The 21326-nt window shown below is 33.4% G+C and carries 25 protein-coding genes; 10 read left to right on the top strand and 15 right to left on the bottom strand.

Annotation, left to right across the window (positions count from 1 at the left end):
- The first annotated feature begins 531 nt into the window (after window positions 1-531).
- From AC2A1C_RS14225 to AC2A1C_RS14215, 3 genes are all read left to right on the top strand, one after another.
- Window positions 532-963, top strand: coding sequence for a hypothetical protein (locus AC2A1C_RS14225; protein ID WP_484026517.1), 432 nt, complete (start codon window positions 532-534; stop codon window positions 961-963).
- Between the two features lie 243 nt (window positions 964-1206).
- The gene (locus tag AC2A1C_RS14220; RefSeq protein ID WP_484026516.1) at window positions 1207-1593 is read left to right on the top strand and encodes an acyl-CoA thioesterase; all 387 of its coding nucleotides are present in this window, start codon (window positions 1207-1209) and stop codon (window positions 1591-1593) included.
- A 137-nt stretch (window positions 1594-1730) separates the two neighbouring features.
- Window positions 1731-4286, top strand: coding sequence for a copper-transporting P-type ATPase (locus tag AC2A1C_RS14215; protein ID WP_484026514.1), 2556 nt, complete (start codon window positions 1731-1733; stop codon window positions 4284-4286).
- 4 nt (window positions 4287-4290) lie between these two features.
- Here the strand turns inward: AC2A1C_RS14215 and AC2A1C_RS14210 are convergent, their stop codons facing one another.
- The 15 genes from AC2A1C_RS14210 to AC2A1C_RS14140 all read right to left on the bottom strand — a co-directional run bounded on the left by AC2A1C_RS14210 (window position 4291) and on the right by AC2A1C_RS14140 (window position 14733).
- Window positions 4291-4908 (bottom strand): HD domain-containing protein, encoded by a 618-nt coding sequence (locus AC2A1C_RS14210; RefSeq protein WP_484026512.1) that lies wholly within the window; start codon window positions 4906-4908, stop codon window positions 4291-4293.
- A 43-nt stretch (window positions 4909-4951) separates the two neighbouring features.
- Window positions 4952-5392, bottom strand: a complete 441-nt coding sequence (locus tag AC2A1C_RS14205; RefSeq protein ID WP_484026510.1) for an SRPBCC family protein — start codon at window positions 5390-5392, stop codon at window positions 4952-4954.
- Window positions 5393-5419: 27 nt separating this feature from the next.
- Window positions 5420-6277 carry a VOC family protein gene (locus tag AC2A1C_RS14200; RefSeq protein ID WP_484026509.1) on the bottom strand — a complete coding sequence of 286 codons (858 nt, stop codon included), beginning with the start codon at window positions 6275-6277 and terminating at the stop codon, window positions 5420-5422.
- A 7-nt stretch (window positions 6278-6284) separates the two neighbouring features.
- On the bottom strand, window positions 6285-6629 hold the full coding sequence (locus AC2A1C_RS14195) for an iron chaperone (protein ID WP_484026507.1): 345 nt from the start codon (window positions 6627-6629) through the stop codon (window positions 6285-6287).
- Window positions 6630-6644: 15 nt separating this feature from the next.
- On the bottom strand, window positions 6645-7058 hold the full coding sequence (locus AC2A1C_RS14190) for an SRPBCC family protein (RefSeq protein WP_484026505.1): 414 nt from the start codon (window positions 7056-7058) through the stop codon (window positions 6645-6647).
- Between the two features lie 254 nt (window positions 7059-7312).
- On the bottom strand, window positions 7313-8089 hold the full coding sequence (locus AC2A1C_RS14185) for an alpha/beta fold hydrolase (RefSeq protein WP_484026503.1): 777 nt from the start codon (window positions 8087-8089) through the stop codon (window positions 7313-7315).
- 3 nt (window positions 8090-8092) lie between these two features.
- Entirely contained in the window at window positions 8093-8617 is a 525-nt protein-coding gene (locus tag AC2A1C_RS14180; protein WP_484026501.1) for a DinB family protein, read from the bottom strand.
- Window positions 8618-8770: 153 nt separating this feature from the next.
- Window positions 8771-9160 carry a VOC family protein gene (locus tag AC2A1C_RS14175; RefSeq protein ID WP_484026499.1) on the bottom strand — a complete coding sequence of 130 codons (390 nt, stop codon included), beginning with the start codon at window positions 9158-9160 and terminating at the stop codon, window positions 8771-8773.
- Between the two features lie 192 nt (window positions 9161-9352).
- Entirely contained in the window at window positions 9353-9940 is a 588-nt protein-coding gene (locus AC2A1C_RS14170) for a Crp/Fnr family transcriptional regulator (RefSeq protein WP_484026497.1), read from the bottom strand.
- A gap of 2 nt (window positions 9941-9942) precedes the next feature.
- Window positions 9943-10515, bottom strand: a complete 573-nt coding sequence (locus AC2A1C_RS14165; protein ID WP_484026495.1) for a Crp/Fnr family transcriptional regulator — start codon at window positions 10513-10515, stop codon at window positions 9943-9945.
- Window positions 10516-10555: 40 nt separating this feature from the next.
- Window positions 10556-11767, bottom strand: a complete 1212-nt coding sequence (locus AC2A1C_RS14160; protein ID WP_484026494.1) for a DUF763 domain-containing protein — start codon at window positions 11765-11767, stop codon at window positions 10556-10558.
- A gap of 115 nt (window positions 11768-11882) precedes the next feature.
- Complete coding sequence (gene tpx / locus AC2A1C_RS14155; protein WP_484026493.1) at window positions 11883-12386, bottom strand: thiol peroxidase; 504 nt, start codon at window positions 12384-12386, stop codon at window positions 11883-11885.
- Between the two features lie 101 nt (window positions 12387-12487).
- Window positions 12488-13222 carry a 23S rRNA pseudouridine(2604) synthase RluF gene (gene rluF, locus AC2A1C_RS14150; RefSeq protein WP_484026492.1) on the bottom strand — a complete coding sequence of 245 codons (735 nt, stop codon included), beginning with the start codon at window positions 13220-13222 and terminating at the stop codon, window positions 12488-12490.
- A 127-nt stretch (window positions 13223-13349) separates the two neighbouring features.
- A complete protein-coding gene (locus AC2A1C_RS14145) occupies window positions 13350-13604 on the bottom strand; it encodes a NifU family protein (RefSeq protein WP_484026491.1) in 255 nt (84 codons plus the stop codon).
- 19 nt (window positions 13605-13623) lie between these two features.
- On the bottom strand, window positions 13624-14733 hold the full coding sequence (locus AC2A1C_RS14140) for an Mrp/NBP35 family ATP-binding protein (protein ID WP_484026489.1): 1110 nt from the start codon (window positions 14731-14733) through the stop codon (window positions 13624-13626).
- Window positions 14734-14939: 206 nt separating this feature from the next.
- On the opposite strand from AC2A1C_RS14140, the gene AC2A1C_RS14135 reads away from it, so the two are divergent.
- From AC2A1C_RS14135 to AC2A1C_RS14105, 7 genes are all read left to right on the top strand, one after another.
- A complete protein-coding gene (locus tag AC2A1C_RS14135; protein WP_484026487.1) occupies window positions 14940-16265 on the top strand; it encodes an Nramp family divalent metal transporter in 1326 nt (441 codons plus the stop codon).
- Window positions 16258-17013 (top strand): transporter, encoded by a 756-nt coding sequence (locus AC2A1C_RS14130; protein WP_484026486.1) that lies wholly within the window; start codon window positions 16258-16260, stop codon window positions 17011-17013. The genes AC2A1C_RS14135 and AC2A1C_RS14130 overlap by 8 nt, the downstream gene beginning before the upstream one ends.
- A gap of 61 nt (window positions 17014-17074) precedes the next feature.
- Window positions 17075-17614, top strand: coding sequence for a nucleotide exchange factor GrpE (locus AC2A1C_RS14125; RefSeq protein ID WP_484026484.1), 540 nt, complete (start codon window positions 17075-17077; stop codon window positions 17612-17614).
- 96 nt (window positions 17615-17710) lie between these two features.
- Window positions 17711-18835, top strand: coding sequence for a molecular chaperone DnaJ (gene dnaJ, locus AC2A1C_RS14120; protein ID WP_484026482.1), 1125 nt, complete (start codon window positions 17711-17713; stop codon window positions 18833-18835).
- 116 nt (window positions 18836-18951) lie between these two features.
- Complete coding sequence (locus tag AC2A1C_RS14115) at window positions 18952-19686, top strand: VTT domain-containing protein (RefSeq protein WP_484026481.1); 735 nt, start codon at window positions 18952-18954, stop codon at window positions 19684-19686.
- Window positions 19683-20357, top strand: a complete 675-nt coding sequence (locus tag AC2A1C_RS14110; protein ID WP_484026480.1) for a DedA family protein — start codon at window positions 19683-19685, stop codon at window positions 20355-20357. Before AC2A1C_RS14115 ends, AC2A1C_RS14110 begins: the two co-directional genes overlap by 4 nt.
- 87 nt (window positions 20358-20444) lie before the next feature.
- The gene (locus tag AC2A1C_RS14105; protein ID WP_484026478.1) at window positions 20445-21320 is read left to right on the top strand and encodes a hypothetical protein; all 876 of its coding nucleotides are present in this window, start codon (window positions 20445-20447) and stop codon (window positions 21318-21320) included.
- Window positions 21321-21326: the final 6 nt, after the last annotated feature.

The following is a 21326-nucleotide window of genomic DNA, read 5'->3' as shown; positions in this document are numbered from 1 at the left end:
CATAAGCATTCAATGCGATAGATTTGAATATTGGACAAATATTTTCTTGAATGAAGACCATCTAAAGAGAATGGTTGGAAACCTGAAACGATGGATTGTTTATGATTGAATAGCTAGTAAATAAACATATAGGATTTAAAGAAGTAGAGCGAATTGTTTGTTTTATCAAGGATTTATAACAATTGCTTATTATTTCGTATAAATATTGGTGAAATCAATTTTATAAATTTTTATTATTAAGAGACTCGTTGCTGAAATCTAATAAAAGCCTATATTGACAAATTTTTTGTGAATATAATTCAGATTTTAGTTTTAATAGAAAAATAACAATTCTTTCTTATTTTTTAGTAAAAATTTATATTTTTATGCTTTAATGTAATGCATGAAAATTTCGCACATGCAAAAGCGAAATACAAAAAATCGAAATATATTACTATTTAAAATAAAAGTTAAAAAAAACAGATGAGTGAAATTAACCAATGCGTACATTTGGATGTTATCTGCAATAATCCCAAAAAATCACGTTAATAAATGAAAATCAAATTATTTTATTTTTACTTTCTAATTTTAATTTCTTGTGGAACTTCTAAAAGTTTAAATTCTAAACCTATTTTTCGTTATGTTAACTTATATAATTATGGAAAATTTGAATTAGGAGATAATATCCGAAAAATTAATTCTTTAACAGAAATAAAAAACGGTAGATTATTTCTAAAAGATAATGTTTTTGGCAGAGCTGAATCAATTGAAATAATTTCAAATTCTGATGGAAAAATAAATGGAATTATTTTTAATTATGGAAATAAAACCAGTTTAAAAACTGAAATTGAAGATTACAAAAAAATTCTAGGAATTCCTAAAATATCAAATAATAAAGCAAGTTGGAATGATGGAAAAACTTCATTTGAGTTGTATGAAATTGATAATGAAGTGTATTCTAAAATGACAGATTTAAAAGAATAATATTACTGTAAATAACATAATATTTACAAAAGGTAGAGTTGAAGTTATAATAGAACTATTTGTGAAATTTAGCCGGCCTTTTGCAAATACTTTTCTGTTGCCTGCAATTTTAACTGGAATATTTTAAATCCAGAAAATTTTTGCTCACAATTTCGTCTTACTATTGATGAAATCAATTGTATGAATTGATCTCTATCTTTCCATTTTCCCTTACATTTGCACTGATTTTAAATGTATACGACAATGAATTATCACACCAGAAAATGGATAAAACCGGAAGATTTAAATCCAAATCATTCTCTTTTCGGAGGAAGACTTTTACAATGGATTGATGAAGAAGCAGCACTTTATGCTATTATTCAATTGGAAAATCCAAGAACCGTAACCAAATATATTTCTGAAATCAACTTTGTAAGTTCTGCAAAACAAGGCGATATTATCGAAATCGGAATTGAAGTTACCCATTTTGGAAATACTTCCATCACGCTTCGCTGTGAAGTTCGAAACAAAATGACACGCCAAACCATTATTACTATTGACAAAATTGTATTTGTTTCCCTTGATGAAAACGGAAATCCGAAGCGTCACGGAAAAACTCAGATTGAATTTGTGAAGGATCGTTTGAAATAAAACAGGCATAAACGGATTCAAATTATTTTTTGAAGCAAATTTGAAAATCAATCTCGCATTATTTGTAACATCTTTCCATTTATTTACAACTGAATCTGTTCTATTTTTTGGAAATTTGTACAGATAACTATTCTGAAATGGAAAACCATAATCATCATAATCCCGAAAACCTTCATCACAACCAAAGAATTTCGCTAAGTTCCGTCTATTATTGTCCGATGGAATGCGAAGGCGAAAAGCTGTATTTCAAACAAGGGAGATGTCCGGTTTGCAATATGTTTTTAGTGCCGATAGAAGAAAAAGAAGGTTTCAAAAAGCCAAAAACTATCGACCATCAATTATCAACTGAAAATCAAGGAAAATACTATTGTCCGATGTTTTGTGAAGACGATAAAGTGTATGATTCCAATATTGGTTGTCCGGTTTGCGGAATGGATCTTGTAAAAATTCCTGAAAAAAAATCCGTTCAGTACACTTGTCCGATGCATCCGGAAATTGTACAGAACGAACCCGGAAATTGCCCCATTTGTGGAATGGATCTCGTGCCGATACCTTCCAAAAATGGAACAGATGAAGATGATACATACAAAATTTTAAAACGAAAATTCTTCATTGCTCTCGGTTTTTCTATTCCTGTCATTCTTTTATCAATGGGTGGAATGTTTATTAACTGGAATTTCTCCAATAAAATTCAGGGATTTTTAGAATTGATTTTCACGTTACCTGTTTTATTCTATGCAGGTTGGTTCATTATGAAAAGAGGTTGGGTTTCTTTCAAAACGTGGAATCTCAATATGTTTTCATTACTTGCTTTAGGAGTTGCTGCTGCGTTTTTGTTTAGTAATGTTGCGTTATTTTCTCCAAATATTCTTCCGCATGATTTGTCGCATAATGGAAAAATTCCTCTTTATTTTGAATCGGTTTGTGTCATTCTTACTTTGGTAATTATGGGGCAAATGTTGGAAGCAAGAGCGCATCAGAAAACCGGAAAAACCATCGAAGCTCTCATGAATCTTTCGCCTGACACAGCCAATCTCATCATTGATGGGAATGAAAAAAAAGTACTTTTAGCAGAAATAAAAATCGGTGACATTTTGCGGGTAAAGCCCGGAGAAAAAATTCCTGTCGATGGAAAAATTTCTGAAGGACACTCCAACATTGATGAAAGCATGATAACGGGAGAACCCATTCCTGTCGAAAAAAAATCCGGTGAAAAGGTAACTTCCGGAACCATCAACGGAAACGGAACTTTCCTGATGAAAGCCGAAAAAGTAGGTGATGAAACTCTACTCGCACACATCATAAAAATGGTAAATGAAGCCAGCCGAAGCAAAGCACCGATTCAAAAATTAGCGGATAAAATTTCTAAAATTTTTGTTCCGACAGTGATTGGAGTTTCCATTCTTACCTTCGTTTTGTGGTATATTTTTGGAAATGAAAATAAATTGATATATGCCTTTGTAAATGCAGTTGCAGTTCTGATTGTCGCTTGTCCATGCGCTTTAGGTTTGGCAACACCAATGAGTTTGACGGTTGGAATCGGAAAAGGAGCACAAAACGGAATTCTAATAAAAAATGCTGAAGCTCTTGAAGAAATGCATAAAGCAAATGTTCTGATTACCGATAAAACCGGAACTTTAACCGAAGGAAAACCAAGTCTCGATCATATCGAAACATTTGAAAATTTGGACAAAAATGAAATTCTGAAACTGGCTGCATCATTAAATCAAAATTCGGAACATCCGCTTTCCAATGCTGTTTTAGATGAATATAAGAGATTCTTCGACTCCGCTCAGAATGACAAAAACACTGTCATTCAGAACGAAGCAGAGCGCAGTGAAGAATCTAAAACAGAGAAAAAAGATTCTTCAAATTCACTTCGTTTCGCTCAGAATGGCAGTGAAAAAAATCAATTCTACAAAGTTCAGAATTTCGAGAATATTTCCGGAAAAGGAGTGAAAGGAATTATCAATAACGAAGAAGTTTTACTCGGAAATGAAGCTCTTCTTACACATTATACTATTGAAATTCCGGAAAGCCTAAAAGAAAAAGTAATTCAAAAACAAGATGAGGCAAAAACCATTTCTTTTCTTGCAAAATCAAATAAAGTTCTTGGATTTTTGAGTTTTTCGGATAAAATAAAATCTACTTCAAAACAGGCAATAGAATATCTTCATTCCCAAAATATTGAAGTGATAATGATGACTGGAGATAATGAACATACGGCAAAATCTGTGGCTATAGAATTGGGAATCAAACATTTTAAAGCCAATTGTCTTCCTGAAGATAAAATGAAGGAAATTAAAAAACTTCAAAATGAAGGAAAAATTGTTGCCATGACCGGAGACGGAATTAATGACGCTCCTGCTCTTGCACAAGCCAACATCGGAATTGCAATGGAAACCGGAACTGATGCCGCAATAGAAAGTGCCGCCATTACTTTGCTAAAAGGTGATATTTTGGGAGTAGCAAAAGCAAAAATTTTAAGTGAAAAACTTTTGAAAAATATTGAGGAGAATTTGTTCTTTGCATTTATCTATAATGTTTTGGGAATTCCTGTAGCTGCAGGTTTACTCTACCCTTTCTTTGGAATTTTATTGAGTCCGATGATTGCGGCTGCAGCCATGAGCTTCAGTTCGGTTTCGGTAATTTTAAATTCTTTGAGGCTGAATAACACAAAATTGAATTTATAAAAATTCAGAGTAGTTTAATTTCTTTTTTGATATTTTCACGAGCTAGCAATTCATATTTGCTGATAAAACGCTCGGTTTTGAAAATATTTTTGAATTCCAAAAAATGTTGTAACGCCTTTTTTCTTCCCGGATTATACAAAAAATCAGGATAAATGGAATATTCTTTTCTTACATTCTTACTATAATTCTGGTACAATTCCCATGATTGACCTAAAACCGATAAATCTGCATCTATCAGGTAATTGGTGTCTTTATCTGTAGAAAATTCATGTTTTTTTGTAGCAAGGATCTGCATTTCAATTTTTTCTATATCTATTTTGTCCGAATTTAATTGACTTAATCTTTCAGCAGCCAGTTCAGCACTTTTTTCTTCGTTGCTTTTGGAGGTAGCATTGTAAACAATATCATGATAAAAAACTGAAAATAAAACACTATCAAAATCCTGAATATCAGACTTTACATTATCCAATTCGGAAATCATATTTTCCAGATGAGAAAGATTGTGATAGTATCTTTTTTTGAAAGTATAATTATATTCAATTTCACTCCATAAATCATTGATAATTATTTCATTATCCGTAAACTTTGAAGCAAGAGACGAAAATATATTTTTTAGATTCATTTTTTTAAATTTGAACGCGCCTTTATGGCGCGTTCCTACGGTTTTATTCTTCTGATAGCTCTTTTATTCTCTGAAAACCTTTCGTAAAACCTTCATTCATGTGATCTTTCCATTGCTGGTCTACCTGCAATTCTCCGTGAAGTTTTATTTTTCCGTTTTCCAAAGGTATTAGAAAATATTTTTCGTGACTTCCACTCCATTCTTCCACTTTTGCACTTTTGGTATCTTCCACTCCATTTTCTATAACTCCCAAATGCTTGAAAACAATTTCATTAGGCTCATCTATACTTTCAATAGTAGAAACCATTCCATTTCCTTTAGCATCTGTAAAATATGTTTTTCCACCTACTTGCCAGTCGCTCTTCATTTGCGAACCGGGACCGAAAAATTTTGTCCATTCACCATACGTTTCAGGTGACCACAATACGTCCCAAATTTTATTTTTTGGGGCATCAATTTCTATTTCGTATGATAAAGTTTCCATAATTGTTATTTTTAGATTCTTAGATATTTAAGAATTATAAGCTGCTTCTATTTCAGCAATATTGATTTTCTGCATTTTCATCATTGCCTGAAATGCTTTTTGTGCTTTTTCCGGATGTTCGGAATCATTTGCGAGTTCTATTAATCGTTTTGGGGTAATTTGCCAGCTTACTCCATATTTGTCTTTCAGCCAGCCGCACATACTTTCAGCTCCTCCATCAGAAGTGAGAGAATTCCATAGATAATCGGTTTCGGCTTGATTATCCGTCATTACCACTAATGAAATTCCTTCTGTAAAATCAAATTTGTGATCGATGGAAGAGTCCATACAATAAAGACTGTAACCATTGATAACAAATTCTGCATGTTGAATATTTTCCGGATTTTCGCCCATTTCTCCTCCATCTTTATATTTCATCACGCTGCCAATTTTAGAATTTGGAAAAATTCCGGTATAAAATTCCATTGCCTGCATCGCTTTTCCATTATTTTCATGGATGAACATAAGCGTTGGAACCAATCTTTGTTCCTGCATTTCCTGAAAATACAACTGCCAATTGGTTCCGAATCTATCTTGAATCCAGCCGTATTTTTTTGCAAAAGGATAAGAATCTAAAGGCATTAAAGCCATTCCTCCTTCGGAAAGAGCATCCCAATATTTTTGCAATTCTTCTTCCGAGGCACAGTTTATTAAAAAAGAAATAGACGGATTTTTCTGAAAATGAGGACCTGCGCTTAAAAGCATCATATTCTGCCCGAAAAGTTCAATATTCTGAACCATTGGTCTATCTGCTGTTATCTTTCCTCCAAATGTTTTAGTGTAAAATTCAGCCGCTTCTTTTCCGTTTTTGTCAAACCAAAGACATGGAAAAATATTGTTATTCATAATAATTCTATTTAATTTCTAATTGCTTTTTCTTAAGTTTTACCATTTCCTCAATCAAATCATAAGGAATATTTTCTTTTAATGGAAACTGAACAGAGCCTTTTCCCTGCTTATAATTTTTCAATTTTTCGGACAGTTCTTCATGAACTTGCGGAGTGGCATAAAATCCTATATGATTTTTAAAACCTGCAAAATATACCAATGGTTTATTCCTGTAATAATAACCGGGCATTGCATAAGAAATTCTTTCTTCCACTTCAGGAACTTCAGTTTTAATAATTCCCTGAATTTTCTCTAAAATCTCCTGAACATTTTCCGGAAACTGTTTTATATACTCTTTTACTTCGTTCATCTTAATTTTAATCGATCAATGATTTTCTACATATTTATGAAAATTGTTAAGAATCGCATACCAACCATCACGTTGCATCTCTCTGGAATTGATTTTTTCAGGATCGAAGGTGATGTTCACTTTCGTTGTGTTTTCATCAACTTTATCAAAAAGTATTTCTACATTTCGGCCATCTTCTATATGATATTTTATTTTTTCCAAAGGGACAACTTCATCATAAGTTGCTTTAAAATCAAATCCGAAACTTTTGTCTCTGGCTTCCATTCTGGATTTTAAAGTTCCGCCAACTCGAAGATCATTTTCAGCTTTCGGGCAATGCCAACTTTCATGGGCAAAATTCCATTTTATAATATGTTTTGGATCGTTATAATAATTCCATACTTTTTGGACAGGCTCCAAAATCGTGATATCAATTTTAATTGGTTCCATAAAATTTTTTATTTTTTAAATATATGAATGATATTGCTTTATTGAATTATAGATTTCGCACAAAAATTTATAGCTTTTTTTTAACTGAGTGCGTTTGCAATATTTATTTACACAGATCTTGCTCCTACGGAGCAAACCAACTCTACGGCATTTTCAGAGAGATCATTGGTATTATTTTTTTTGCTGATAAAATACAGCTTTTCTTGTTCTATCATCAACCAAAAGGAATTCAATTTATGTATAATTCGCTGAAATTATAAATTTAAAAATTTTTGAACTTGTAGTATAGTAAAATCAATAAGTTCCTGATCTACAATTCCATTTTCATCAGCCATCATAAAATTTCCATGAGTAGCCGGAAGAATCATCAATCGGGAATTTTTAATTTTTTTATTCATTTCCATAATGTGTTCCGGTTTCATTATATCTCTGTCACCGGCAATTAAGAAAACCGGACATTGAATATTCTCTAAAACTTCATCCTCAAAATCTTTAAAATGAATCATTCTCCGACTATCTTTTTCAAACATATTCTGAAGTTTTTCAGGATCAGGATTTAGTTTCAGAAAATTTTCTTTCAGATATTCCGGCATGTTATCAAGAGTTGCGAGGTTCATTCCTTCAAAAAATCCATCAATCATCCCGTTTCTTTTTGTAACTCCGGAAGCAGCAACTATTTTGTCTACTTTTTCAGGAAATAGATGAGCTATTTTCAGAGCTGTTGTCGCTCCATTACTGAAACCAAAATACGAAACATCCCCAATTCCGAGTTGTTCTACAACAGCAATAATATCTTTTGCATCTTGCTCAAAAGTTTCCGGAATAGTACGATGGTCGGATTTCCCATGATTTTGCAAATCAATAGTAATCAGCAAAAATTCGTCAGAAAGTCTTTTAATTGTTTCCTTAAAATCATAAAATCCCGAAGAACCGCCTCCATGAATCAAGACTAAAGGTTTTCCCTCTCCAAAAATTTCATAATAGAGACGGATTCCGTTCGCTTCTTTATATCCGCTTTCTTTGGGAATCATATTTTAGTATTTCATATCATTATTGAAATCATATTTTATTCCTTCATTGGTAAGAATTCTTCGCATCAGTGCGATTTGCCCACAAAGATAGTCTTCTCTTCCGATGCACATTCCTGCAAAATTCAGGACGGTTTCCGGGAAAAATTCTATGTTCATTCCCATTTTGAATTCCGCGTCAAGCTGTTCGTCTGTAGCTTCCAACAATTTTTGATAGACCAACGGCGAAATTTTATGAAAACTTTCTTTTAATTCTTTCAGAGAAGGATATTTTAAATTTTCGTCCAAAGCTTTTCCCTGAAAAAATATATCGCTGTAAGGATCTTCTTCCTGCAAACCCAGTACCCAACCTAAACCATAACGCATGTTTACAAAATTTCCTGCCATCCAAGCAATATGGTTAGTCCTGCCTTCTATTCTTTTCAAAGCATCTTCTTCAGAAATACCGTCAAGAGCGAAAAGAAAACTCTGACTATGACCGCGAAATGCGGGAATAATAATATCTAATTTTCTTGATTTTGGTGTGTCCATTTTTTTATGTTTAATTTCGGAATATTTTTTTAAATCTTTGTATTATTAATTGACAATCCTTAGAAAATTCTGCTTTGAATTTTCTATTGCTTTTTAGTTTGCTTTCTAAATTATTTTGATTTAGTTTTTACATTTCTGAAAAAGGAGCATGTTTTATCTCATGGAATGCAATCCAAAAGTATTTCCTTCCGTATCTGTAATAATAGAGCAAAATCCGTATTCGCCAATAGACATTTTCGGCTGAAAGACTTTTCCTCCCGCTGCTTCTACTCTACTTTCTTCAACAGAACAATCTTCACAACCAAAATATACGAGAGTTCCGTTTCCACCAGCTTTCATTCCTTCCATTTTCACTAAACTTCCTGAAGCTCCGAAATTAAAATCAGCACTCGGAAAAGATTTCATTTGCATTGGATGATCTGTAGGATTGGGCAATTCCTGCAATTTTACGTTCAGTACATTTTCATAGAATTTTGTGGCTCTTTCCATGTCATCAACATAGATTTCGAACCAAACTACCGGATTGAATTTTTGTGTTTCCATTTTTGTGATAATTATAGTACAGTAAAGTTAAGAGGAAACTCAGGAAATCATACTTGCCTTATGACAAGAAACAAAAAGAATCAAGAAAAAAATCAATGAAGAAATTAGTATTCTATCATTGATTTATCATTTGTCAGCACTTGTTTTTATACAAAAGTAATTTCTTTTTAGGTAAAAAAAAATGAACCCGGGTTAAAAAATTCTTCTACGGATTCTGCTTAATGCTTGTGGTGTGATTCCTATATAAGAGGCCAAATATTTCAACGGAATTTCTTTTATTAGATGTGGATGAAGTTTGAACAAATCCAAGTATCGCTGTTCCGCCGTTTGTGCAAGGAAAGAAATTTCTCTCTGAACTTTTCTTATGTACAAATGCTCCGCAGAAATACGAGCCAATCTTTCCACAAATTTATAATCGGTAAATCCTTTTTGCAGTTTTGCATGGCTTATTCGTAATGCTTTTGCATTCATCATTACCCGCATATTATATCTGCAAGGTTGCCGAAGAATGAAAGAATCATAAGCGCTAAAGAACCATCCCGGAAATGCAAAAAAAATGGTTGCTTCCTTATTATAATTTTCAGCTTCAATAGATATGAAAATACGTATCATTCCTTCATTCAAAAAGTAGAGATAATCTTCAGTATCGCCTTGTTTTGTAATAAATTCACCTTTTTTAAATTCTACCGTTTCCCATTGCAAAAGAAAGGTATCCAAATCTTCATCAGCAACTTCTACTACTGATTTTATAAATTTTCTAATTTCTGCTAAATGTTCCAAATTTATTTTACTAATTCTTTTCTAATTCTGCTTAATGATGTATCCGTAATTCCCAAAAAAGAAGCGATCTGTTTAAGAGGTACATATTGAATAATTTGTGGCTTTTCTTTCATGAGTTTAAGATAACGGTTGGTTGCGGTTTCTGTTACCATATCCAAAGAACGCTGCTTCAGAGAAAAAAGTTGATACGTAAACCAAAGTCTTCCCCATTCACTAAATCCGGGAATGGAATGAAAAAGTTCCTGAAAATCATCAAAATTTATTTTCCAAACTATACATTCTGTAATAGCCTGAAGATTTTCCTGAGAAGAAATCCGCTGAAAAAGTGAAGACGGAACAATAACCACATCACCATCTGCAAAGAATTCCGTAGTAATTTCATTATTGTCGTAATCATGAACAAAAGCCCGAATTAAACCAGATTCCAGAAGATAATATTCATTCATTACATTTCCTTCCTCAAGAAAAATTTTACCTTTTTCCAAAATTATCTTTTCATGTAAAGAAGAAATTTTAAGCAAATCCTCTTCACTCAGAAGAAAATGCTGATAAACTTCTTGAAAAATTTTGTTCATAACAATTTCTTAAATAAAAGTAATGACTATCAATAATTTATTAAAATAATGATAATTGTATTGTTTGATCTTGTTTCGGGGGTTTTGCATCACCCATTACTGTTTTCCCTCCAAATTTCCAAGAATTTTGCCTTTCCTCTTCTATTACATCATTGATGTTAAAATTCGGAGTAAAATTCTTTTCTGCTTCAGAAATGATTGAATGTAACTTACTGATAGATTTCAGTTTATCAGAATTTCCGAGTTTGGATTTTTGAATACCTTTCTGTAAAATTCCAATAGTTTCATCATACACTTTTAGCGGAACAGGAAATGGATGCCCGTCTTTTCCACCATGAGCAAAAGAAAATCTTGCAGGATCCTGGAATCTGGAAGGTGCTCCGTGAATCACTTCGCTTACCAAAGCCAGACTTTGCAATGTTCGTGGGCCAACTCCTTTTAATAAAAGTAATTCTTCAAAATTTTCAGGCTGGGTTTCTCTTGTTGCATATAATAAAGCTCCTAATTTTTTCAGATCAACATCAGCAGCACGAACATCATGATGCGAAGGCAAAATGAGATTGGCAAAATCCTGCATAATCTTCTCTGAATTGGAATGTGAAATTTCCAAGATTCCTTTTCGGTTTTCCTGTGCTTCATGAGCGGTAAGGTTCAGAATTTTCCCCTGATTGATACCCTGAATTCCCTGATGTGGCTCATTCACAAAAGATTCTAAATTTTCGGAATGCCAATGATAGCGTCTTGCCGTTCCATCCGCATCATTCATTCCTTGCTGAACAACTGCCCAATTTCCTTCATCCGATAAAATAAAATTATGAAGATACAATTGATAACCATCCTGAATAGCGGTATTATCCACTTTTGCTGATAATTTACTGGCACGAACGAGTTCGTTTCCGTTCAATCCGGTTTGATCCGCAATTTTTATAAGTTCTGTAGGCGTCTCTTTTGAGAATTTTCCTTTGCCTCCACAAATATAAATTCCTAATTCTTTTGAGATTGGATTTATGCTTCGTTTCAAAGCGCCCATTACAGAAGTCGTGATTCCTGAAGAATGCCAATCCATTCCCATTACTGCTCCAAAACTTTGAAACCAAAACGGATCTGCCAGTCTTTTTAAAACTTCATTTTTTCCGTAATCTGCAAGAATTACTTCCACAATAGAAAGCCCGAGAACAGACATACGTTCATATAACCATACGGGAACTTTTCCGTAATGGAGCGGCAATGTGGCAGTTCCGGAGCGTTTCATTTCTGTTAGAGTTTTAGATTTTAGAAAATTCGATGAATTCGTTTTCTTAAAAATAAAAAAATTGTATAAACTTTACCTTTTCAGGTTTTGATAAAGTTTTTTTGAAATTTTGATTTTAAATGTTTTTCAAAGCATTCAATGCGGCATCATAATTCGGTTCCTGAACAATTTCCGGAACTTGTTCTTCGTAGACTACATTATTATTTTCATCCGTCACAATTACAGCTCTGCTCAATAATCCTTTCATTGGAGAATCGGTAATAGTTACACCATAATCTTCGCCAAAATTTCCACGGAAATCTGAAAGCGTTTCTACATGCGACAATCCTTCAGCTGCACAAAATCTTCCCAATGCAAAAGGCAAATCTTTTGAAACATTGATTACCACTGTATTTTCCAATTCTCCTGCTTTTTCATTGAATTTTCTTGCTGAAGCGGCACAAATCCCAGTATCAATACTTGGAAAGATATTGAAGATTTTTTTCTTTCCGTCAAAATCTGAAAGTTTTTTAGGAGCTAATCCTTCATTTACAAGTTCAAAATCTTTAACTGTGGTTCCAACTGCCGGAAGATTTCCCGATGTATGTATTTCGTTTCCTTTTAATGTGATTGTGGACATTCTATAAATTATTTTAAGTTGAGGTAAAAATAGGAAAAAGTATTCGGAACTTCCTTATTAAAAATGGTAAAAAAAACTTAAAATTTCCACTTAAAATTAAATCAATAGCTTGCTTCTTCCGTTTTGCTGGAGTCTTCTAATAATCGGTTGAGTTCTTTCATTTCAGCAGGAGTAATTTCCCGAAATTTCCCATAAGGAACATCAAGATGTATATTCATAATGCGGATTCTTTTTAGTTTGGTAACCTCGTAATCCAAATATTCGCACATTCTTCTGATTTGTCGATTTAATCCTTGTGTTAAAATAATTCTGAATGAGAATTTACTGATTCTTTCCACAAAACATTTTCTGGTAACGGTATCTAAAATAGGAATTCCATTAGACATTTTTCGGATGAATTTATCTGAAATCGGTTTATTAACCGTTACGATATATTCTTTTTCATGGTTGTTTCTGGCGCGCAGAATTTTATTTACGATATCACCATCATTGGTCATAATAATCAAGCCTTCACTTGCTTTATCCAATCTTCCCACAGGAAAAATCCTTTTCGGATAATTCATGTAATCCACAATATTTTTTTTGGTTTTCTGGTTGGTAGTACATTCAATTCCAACAGGTTTATTCAGAATGAGATAGACAAAACTTTCGGTAGGTTCATTAATGATTTTACCATCTACTTCCACTCTATCTGCTGATGAAACTTTTGTTCCCATTTCAGGGATTTTTCCATTGATCTTTACTCTTCCTTCTTCAATCAGCCTATCTGCTTCCCTTCTGGAACAAAAGCCAGATTCGCTAAGAAATTTATTGATTCTTTTAAGATTTTCTTCCATAAATATTACTACACTATTAACAACTCAAATTTGATAAAAAAGGAATTAATAAGGCTTTAGACCCGAAAACAAATTTATGAATTGTTTCCTTGTCTAAAGCCTTGCTGTTGCTATTTTTTAGCGTTTTTTATTCTTCTACATTCAAAACTTCTTCTATTTCGGGAGCGTATTGTTTGATGGTATTTTCAACTCCCAGTTTCATGGTAGAAAAATTAACCGGACAACCGGAACAGTTTCCTAAAAGTTTTACGAATGCTTTATTTTCCCTTACATCAATCAATTCAATATCGCCACCATCTTTATTAAGAAACGGACGGATACTTTCCAAAGCCTCCATTACTTTGGTTACTGTTTCTTCTTGTTGTATATCTTGAGTGCTCATTTGCAAGTTTTGAATATAATTAAGATTTATTTTTTGGACTACATCCTGCCATTGTTGTGATTTTCACGGCTTCGGTTGGCGGAAGGTTCTTATTTCTTTCCACCAAACTTTCTACCATATTTTGTGCAGTTGTAGTATAGATTTCTGAAATTTTAGAGTTTTCTTGTAAAGCTGCCGGTCTTCCTACATCTCCCGCTTCTCTGATACTTTGGATCAAAGGAATTTCTCCTAAAACCGGAATTCCTAAATCTTCCGCAAGATATTGCGCTCCTTGATTTCCAAAGATATAATATTTGTTATTCGGTAATTCTTCCGGTGTGAAATAAGCCATATTTTCAATCAATCCCAAAACAGGAATATTGATGCTTTCCATTGTAAACATTGCAATTCCTTTTCTCACATCCGCTAAAGCTACATGTTGCGGTGTACTTACAATGACAGCTCCCGTTACTGGAACTTCTTGAATAATGGATAAATGAATATCTCCGGTTCCGGGAGGAAGATCTATTAAAAGAAAATCCAATTCGCCCCAGTTTGCATCTCTCAATAATTGATGAAGAGCCTTTGAAGCCATCGGTCCTCTCCAAACAACCGCCTGATTGGCTCCTGAAAAATATCCGATAGAAAGCATTTTCACTCCATAGTTTTCAATCGGTTGCATAAGATTTTTTCCGTCTACTTCTACAGAAATTGGTTTTTGTCCTTCCGTATCAAACATTGTAGGAACAGACGGACCATAAATATCTGCATCCAATAATCCAACTTTGAACCCCATTTTTGCCAATGTCACAGCAAGATTAGAAGCAACAGTAGATTTTCCGACTCCTCCTTTTCCGGAAGCAACGGCAATAATATTTTTAATTCCCGGGATTTCTTTCCCTTTGATCTGGCTTTGCTGAATCTGAGATGGTTCCGGAGAAATAATTTTTAATTTAAGATTCACATTTTCTCCAAATTCTGAAGCAAATGCTTGTTTCATTGCTACTTCCAATTTTTTCTTCTCATGCATTGCAGGAGAATGCGCTATCATATCAATATACACATCATCTCCCATTATCTGAAGATTGTTTACCAAATCTTCTACTTCTATCTCTTTCAGGAAATCCTGAACTTTTGTTTTTGTTAGCATTGTTTGAATGTGAAATTTGGTACAAAAATAATGATAATTTTTGGTAATTTAGAATGATTATAATTAGGTTTACCTATTAAAGTTATTTTTAAAAACAAAATTAAAAAAAGAGCAAGTCTTAAAGAATTCTACAATATGAAACTTCTGAAAATAAGATTTTTCAAATAAAATTTGTTAGATTAGTCTAACATTTATATTTTTGCCTTATGAAAAAACCTTGGCAAAGAGAAAGAACAACACATTCCCTGTCAGAAGTATATGCAAGTGTAGAAGTTTCAAAAAACGGTAGTTTCTGGAAAAAGATGTTTGCTTTCGTAGGTCCCGGATTAATGGTAGCAGTTGGCTATATGGATCCCGGAAATTGGGCTACAGATATTGCAGGAGGAGCAAAATTTGGCTATACATTACTTTCGGTAATTCTGATTTCTAATTTTTTTGCAATGATTCTTCAGCATCTGTCATTAAAATTAGGAATTGTAACTGAAAGAGATTTAGCACAAGCTTGTCGCGACCATTTCAATCCGACAGTGAATTTTATACTTTGGGTCTTTTGCGAAATAGCGATTGCTGCTTGTGATTTGGCGGAAGTAATTGGTGCTGCAATTGCCCTTAATTTGCTCTTCGGAATTCCTTTGACTTGGGGAATTGTCATCACAACACTGGATGTTTTGCTTATTCTTCTTTTGCAATCTAAAGGTTTTCGCTGGTTGGAAAGTATTGTTGCGGGCTTAATTTTCATTATTTTCTGTTGCTTTTTTTATGAAATTGTTATTTCAAAACCAGAAATTTTCCCAATGCTAAAAGGATTAGTTCCTCAAAAAGAAATCATTACCAATCCGTCCATGCTTTATATTGCCATTGGAATATTGGGAGCTACAGTAATGCCTCACAATCTTTATTTGCACAGCAGCATTATCCAAACACGAAATTACGAAAGAACCGAAACGGGAAAACGTGAAGCTATCAAACTGGCAACCATTGATAGTTCTGCTTCCTTATTTCTTGCTTTTTTTATTAATGCTGCTATTCTTATTCTTGCTGCTGCTACATTTCATATTTCGGGTAACAAAGATGTAGCTGATATTCATGATGCTTATCAATTGCTTACACCACTTTTAGGGACAAGTTTAGCCAGTATATTTTTTGCTATTGCACTTTTGGCTTCAGGACAAAATTCTACACTCACCGGAACTTTAGCCGGTCAAATTGTGATGGAAGGTTTCCTAAACATCCGTCTCAAACCTTGGTTAAGAAGATTAATCACAAGGTTGATTGCCGTAATTCCGGCACTGATTGTAGCAATTATTTATGGTGAAAAAGGAACTACTGAATTATTGGTTCTGAGTCAGGTAATTTTATCCATGCAGTTAAGTTTTGCAGTAGTACCATTAGTAATGTTTACAAGTGATAAATTGAAAATGGGAACATTTGTAAACAAACCTTGGCTGAAAATTTCTGCTTGGGTTATTTCCATAATCATTATTGCTTTAAATGCTTATTTATTGTTGCAAACTTTTTTTGGAAATGAATAAGAAAATATCTACGCTTTTATTGATATGTCTTAGTGCATTTTCTTTTTCTCAGGCAACTTTACAGGCAGACAGACCAGATCAAACAGAAACACCTTATTTAGTTCCCAAAAACTATCTGCAATTTGAAAGTGGTTTTTCGTATGAAAAAGTAAATTCGGAAGAGAGTTCTTTTCAGCTTCCGTCTGTGCTTTGGAAATATGGAATTTCAAAAAAATTGGAAATCAGATTGATCACCGAATTACAGAATATTAAAATTGAAAACTCTTCAGAATTTAATTTTAATCCTATACAAGTGGGTTTTAAAACTGCAATTATGGAGGAAAAAGGCTGGATTCCAAAGACTTCATTAATAGCACATGCTGAGCTTTTCTCAAAAGACAGCCAGAATGTAAAAAGAATAGTTCCTTCGTTTCGTTTTACTTTTCAGAATTCACTTTCCGAAAGTTTAAGTTTAGGCTACAATCTCGGAATGGAATGGAATTCTGATATGGAAAAGTCCTATTTATATACTTTTACATTGGGCAAATCATTCAATGAGAAGTTAGGAGGCTATGTAGAATTGTACGGATTCTTATCATCTTCTTCCAAAACAGATCATCGTGCGGATGCAGGAATAACTTATCTTATCAATCGTGATTTCATGGTTGATTTTTCAAGTGGTTTTGGTATTTCGGAAATTTCGCCCCATTATTTTGTTTCATTTGGAATTTCTCATCGTTTCAATTTCAATACCACAAAGACTGACTAAATGTCTTAAATCTCTTTTTGGCAAAAATTTTGAAAAATTAGTTTTACAAAAATTTAATATTATGTCTGTAAACAACGATATACACGAAGAAGAACTAAATCTCCAAGAAGAAAATGCATCCAATCCTGAAAATGAAACACCTGAAAATGTGACACAGGAAAAATCTTCTGAGGAACTTTTGGCAGAAGAAAAGGACAGATACATTCGTCTATATGCAGAATTCGAAAATTATAAAAAAAGAACTACTAAGGAAAAAATGGAGTTTTTCCAATATGCCAACCAAGATATTATGATTTCTATGTTGGGAGTTTTGGATGATTTCGAAAGAGCCCTTAAAGAAATTGCAAAAAATGGTACTACAGACGATTTAAGAGGAGTAGAACTTATCTATCAAAAATTTAAAAACAAATTGGTAGAAAAAGGCTTAAAAACAGTCGAAGTAAAAGCAGGTGACAATTTTGATGTTGATTTCCATGAGGCAATCACACAAATACCTGCACCTACTGAAGACTTGAAAGGAAAAATTGTAGATGTAGTAGAAACCGGATACCAACTTCATAACAAAGTAATCCGTTTCGCAAAAGTAGTAACCGGAAATTAAAATTCATAAATGATAAATGATGAGTGATAATGGATTTATATTTCATTTAAACTTTAAATATCTTTTATCATTTATCAATAATCAATTATAAGAAACATGTCAAAAAGAGATTATTACGAGGTTCTTGAGATAAGTAAATCTGCCAGTGCCGACGAAATAAAGAAAGCATACCGTAAAATGGCCCTCAAATATCATCCCGATAAAAATCCGGGAGATAAGGAAGCCGAAGAAAAATTCAAAGAAGCTGCTGAAGCGTATGAAATCTTAAGCGATGCTAACAAGCGTGCACGTTACGATCAGTTCGGACATGCAGGAGTTGGTGGAAACGGAGGTTTCGGTGGTGGCGGTTTCGGTGGCGGAATGAGCATGGAAGATATTTTTTCGCAATTCGGAGATATTTTCGGTGGACATTTTGGTGGCGGATTCGGTGGTTTCGGAGGCGGAAGAACGCAACAAGTTCGTGGTTCTAACCTAAGAGTGAGAATCAAACTGAATCTTGATGAAATGGTAAATGGAACTCAAAAAACCATTAAGGTCAAAAAAATGAAAGCCGCATCCGGAGTTACTTCTAAAACTTGTCCTACTTGTAATGGTTCCGGAGTTCAGGTAAAAATTATGAATACCATGTTCGGACAAATGCAGACGCAAACCACTTGCGGAACTTGTCAGGGAATTGGAAAAGTAGCGGATAAAATTCCGGCTGGAGCCAATGCACAAGGTTTAATAAAAGACGAAGAAGAAATAACCATCAATATTCCGGCTGGAGCAAGAGACGGAATTCAGTTGAATGTAAGAGGAAAAGGAAATGATGCTCCTTTTGGTGGAAATCCGGGAGATTTGCTTGTTGTGGTAGAAGAAGAGGAAGACAAATCAATAAAACGTGAGGGAGATAATCTTCATCAGGAATTGTATATCTCTTTTGCCGAAGCAGCTTTGGGAACTCAAAAGGAAATTCCTACAGTGGGCGGAAAAGTGAAAATAAAAATAGACGCAGGAACACAATCCGGAAAAATATTGAGGCTTTCAGGAAAAGGACTTCCAAGTTTGGACAGCTATGGAAAGGGCGATATGTTCGTTCACATCAATGTATGGACACCACAAAAACTCACTCCTGAACAGAAAGAATTTTTTGAAAAACAAATGAATAGTGGAGAAATGGCAGCAGAGCCTTCCGGAAAAGAAAAAACATTTTTTGAAAAGGTAAAAGATCTTTTTAATTAGAAATTGTATACTTAGCATAATAAAGAAAGACTGTTTTAGACAGTCTTTTTTTGTATAAAATGGTCAATACAGAAAGTTGCATTTACAACTTCTTCTCAAAGATTTTAAATTCTAAAATGATTAATTTCTTCCTGTTTTTAGATGTCTTATCTTCATTCCATCTCAATCTGTTCAATAATTATACTATATTTGCATATATAGAATTTTATATGGAATTAATACAGTTTTTACTGGATTTTTTAGGAGACCCTTTGAAAGTTTTGACAGAAATAATTCGGGACTATGGCGTTTACATTTACTTATTTTTATTTTTAATTATTTTCATGGAAACAGGTGTTGTAGTGATGCCTTTGTTACCTGGAGATTCTCTGCTGTTTGCTGTAGGTCTTATTGCGGCAACTGCAGGTGGAATAGACATTTACATCGTGATACCCCTTCTTATTTTTGCTGCTTTGCTTGGAGATAATGTCAATTATTTTATTGGGAAAAAATTCGGGGATTTTGTACAGTCTAAGGATAAAATTTTATTTTTGAAACGCTCTCACATAGAAGATACTGAAAAATATTTTGAAGAAAACGGAGGAAAAACTGTAATTCTGGCAAGATTTATCCCTATCATCCGTACGATTGCCCCTTTTGTAGCGGGAGCGGGCGAAATGCGCTACCGTACTTATATTGTATATTGTATTTTAGGTGCTGTTTTGTGGGTAACATCCATTACCTTATTAGGATATTTTCTTGGAAATATTGATTGGGTAAAACTTAATTTTGAGAAAGTCGTTTTAGGAATTGTTGCTATTTCCGTAATTCCTATAATTTTAAAAATGTTTAAAAAGAAAAAAGTGGCGTGATTGAGAATATTTGGAATTTCATAGTCAATTTTGTCTCCCATCCTGATAAGGTGATCACTTCGCTTATTCAGGAATATCATAATTGGGTATATGTTTTCCTTTTTCTTATCATTTTTGCAGAAACCGGTCTTATTATCGCTTCTTTTTTAATGCCTTTTCTTCCGGGTGATGCCTTGCTATTTGCTATTGGTCTTTTGGCTCAGGAAGGCTCTATCAATATTTACGTTATTATCCCGCTACTTATGCTGGCTGCTATTTCAGGAGATAATGTAAATTATTATGTAGGACGACGTTTTGGAGATTATATTATCAGTCAGAAAAAGGTTACTTTTTTAAAAAAAGAACACATAGAAAAAGCAAAGGATTTTTTCGACAAAAACGGAAAAAATTCAATAATTATAGCACGCTTTATTCCGGTGGTGAGAACCATTGTTCCTTTTCTTTGTGGTTCTACAAGGGTAAATTATCCTACATTTTTACTTTTCAGTTTTATTGGCGCTTTTTTATGGGTAGGTGTTATTACATTATTAGGTTATTTTTTGGGGAAAATAAGTTGGGTAAAAGAAAATTTAGATATTATGATATGGGCAATTATTTTAGTTGCCAATATCCCGTTAATTAGACAAATATTTTCCAGCATAATACCTTCAAAAAATAAAAAAGGTGTTTGATTTTAAGTTAAAAACATCAACTTGCAAATCATTCAAAATACTACATATTTACAAATCAATATAAAATTAAAACTATAAATTACAAATATGAAAAAATCAAACACAATGGTCTACGGACTTATGACAGCTGCTTTATTAAGTTTTTATGGCTGTAAAAAATCAAGTACTAAAACTTCCTCGTTAATAAAAGAATGCGAAGAAAAGAATTTATGCATAAGCTCTGACAGTGCTAAGTGCGTAACGTGTGAAGATAAACAAGGCAAAGCATCTGCTGAAATGAAAACTTATACTTACGAAGGTACCACCGAAACACTTTGGGGAGCAGATGCTAAAGTAACCTTAACAATACATACAGATAATGGTACTGAAAGCGGAACTTATGAAAAAATAACCGATAATGATAATACCAAAACCTATGAAGGGAAAAAAGTAGAAGACTATGAAGATAAAGGAACTTTTGTTACGGAAAAAAACGAAAAATTTGGTGATGTTTATGTCCTAAAAGGAACACAACCTGTAGAATTTTACTTTCAGGCAATTGATAATAAATTAAAAGAACTGAACCACGAGAAAAAAGGATACACCGGATTGGTACTTACAGAAGTAGCTGAAAAAAATGCAAATACTGGAACCGATAAAGACGAACATGGCTGCATTTCGTCAGCAGGTTATACTTGGTCTGTTCTGAAAAACAAATGCATTCGTACAAGTGAAGATGCCGATACACAGCTTGCTGAAAAAAATGCATCAAGTACCCATACATCTTCACTTGCCGTTATTTTTAATGCAGATAAAACAAAAGCAGAGATATTTCTTCCCAATACTAAAAAATCTATAATACTTGAGCAAACCTCCAATAAAAAAGGAAACTTCACATGGAAAAAAGGGTCATACGAACTGCTACAAGGCGGTGGTTATGCATTACTGGAAAATGGAAAAATAATTTTTCAGGGAGGAGAATAGATAAAA

Source organism: Chryseobacterium sp. HNCC26DJ241 (genome assembly GCF_057180505.1).
This window is presented reverse-complemented; position numbering and strand designations above follow the sequence as displayed.

Excerpts from the sequence above, each read along its gene's own strand:
- AC2A1C_RS14225 (WP_484026517.1), top strand. The coding sequence starts at position 532 with ATGAAAATCAAATTATTTTATTTTTACTTTCTAATTTTAATTTCTTGT.
- AC2A1C_RS14220 (WP_484026516.1), top strand. The coding sequence starts at position 1,207 with ATGAATTATCACACCAGAAAATGGATAAAACCGGAAGATTTAAATCCA.
- AC2A1C_RS14215 (WP_484026514.1), top strand. The coding sequence starts at position 1,731 with ATGGAAAACCATAATCATCATAATCCCGAAAACCTTCATCACAACCAA.
- AC2A1C_RS14210 (WP_484026512.1), bottom strand. The coding sequence starts at position 4,908 with ATGAATCTAAAAAATATATTTTCGTCTCTTGCTTCAAAGTTTACGGAT.
- AC2A1C_RS14205 (WP_484026510.1), bottom strand. The coding sequence starts at position 5,392 with ATGGAAACTTTATCATACGAAATAGAAATTGATGCCCCAAAAAATAAA.
- AC2A1C_RS14200 (WP_484026509.1), bottom strand. The coding sequence starts at position 6,277 with ATGAATAACAATATTTTTCCATGTCTTTGGTTTGACAAAAACGGAAAA.
- AC2A1C_RS14195 (WP_484026507.1), bottom strand. The coding sequence starts at position 6,629 with ATGAACGAAGTAAAAGAGTATATAAAACAGTTTCCGGAAAATGTTCAG.
- AC2A1C_RS14190 (WP_484026505.1), bottom strand. The coding sequence starts at position 7,058 with ATGGAACCAATTAAAATTGATATCACGATTTTGGAGCCTGTCCAAAAA.
- AC2A1C_RS14185 (WP_484026503.1), bottom strand. The coding sequence starts at position 8,089 with ATGATTCCCAAAGAAAGCGGATATAAAGAAGCGAACGGAATCCGTCTC.
- AC2A1C_RS14180 (WP_484026501.1), bottom strand. The coding sequence starts at position 8,617 with ATGGACACACCAAAATCAAGAAAATTAGATATTATTATTCCCGCATTT.
- AC2A1C_RS14175 (WP_484026499.1), bottom strand. The coding sequence starts at position 9,160 with ATGGAAACACAAAAATTCAATCCGGTAGTTTGGTTCGAAATCTATGTT.
- AC2A1C_RS14165 (WP_484026495.1), bottom strand. The coding sequence starts at position 10,515 with ATGAACAAAATTTTTCAAGAAGTTTATCAGCATTTTCTTCTGAGTGAA.
- AC2A1C_RS14160 (WP_484026494.1), bottom strand. The coding sequence starts at position 11,767 with ATGAAACGCTCCGGAACTGCCACATTGCCGCTCCATTACGGAAAAGTT.
- tpx (WP_484026493.1), bottom strand. The coding sequence starts at position 12,386 with ATGTCCACAATCACATTAAAAGGAAACGAAATACATACATCGGGAAAT.
- rluF (WP_484026492.1), bottom strand. The coding sequence starts at position 13,222 with ATGGAAGAAAATCTTAAAAGAATCAATAAATTTCTTAGCGAATCTGGC.
- AC2A1C_RS14145 (WP_484026491.1), bottom strand. The coding sequence starts at position 13,604 with ATGAGCACTCAAGATATACAACAAGAAGAAACAGTAACCAAAGTAATG.
- AC2A1C_RS14140 (WP_484026489.1), bottom strand. The coding sequence starts at position 14,733 with ATGCTAACAAAAACAAAAGTTCAGGATTTCCTGAAAGAGATAGAAGTA.
- AC2A1C_RS14135 (WP_484026487.1), top strand. The coding sequence starts at position 14,940 with ATGAAAAAACCTTGGCAAAGAGAAAGAACAACACATTCCCTGTCAGAA.
- AC2A1C_RS14130 (WP_484026486.1), top strand. The coding sequence starts at position 16,258 with ATGAATAAGAAAATATCTACGCTTTTATTGATATGTCTTAGTGCATTT.
- AC2A1C_RS14125 (WP_484026484.1), top strand. The coding sequence starts at position 17,075 with ATGTCTGTAAACAACGATATACACGAAGAAGAACTAAATCTCCAAGAA.
- dnaJ (WP_484026482.1), top strand. The coding sequence starts at position 17,711 with ATGTCAAAAAGAGATTATTACGAGGTTCTTGAGATAAGTAAATCTGCC.
- AC2A1C_RS14115 (WP_484026481.1), top strand. The coding sequence starts at position 18,952 with ATGATTAATTTCTTCCTGTTTTTAGATGTCTTATCTTCATTCCATCTC.
- AC2A1C_RS14105 (WP_484026478.1), top strand. The coding sequence starts at position 20,445 with ATGAAAAAATCAAACACAATGGTCTACGGACTTATGACAGCTGCTTTA.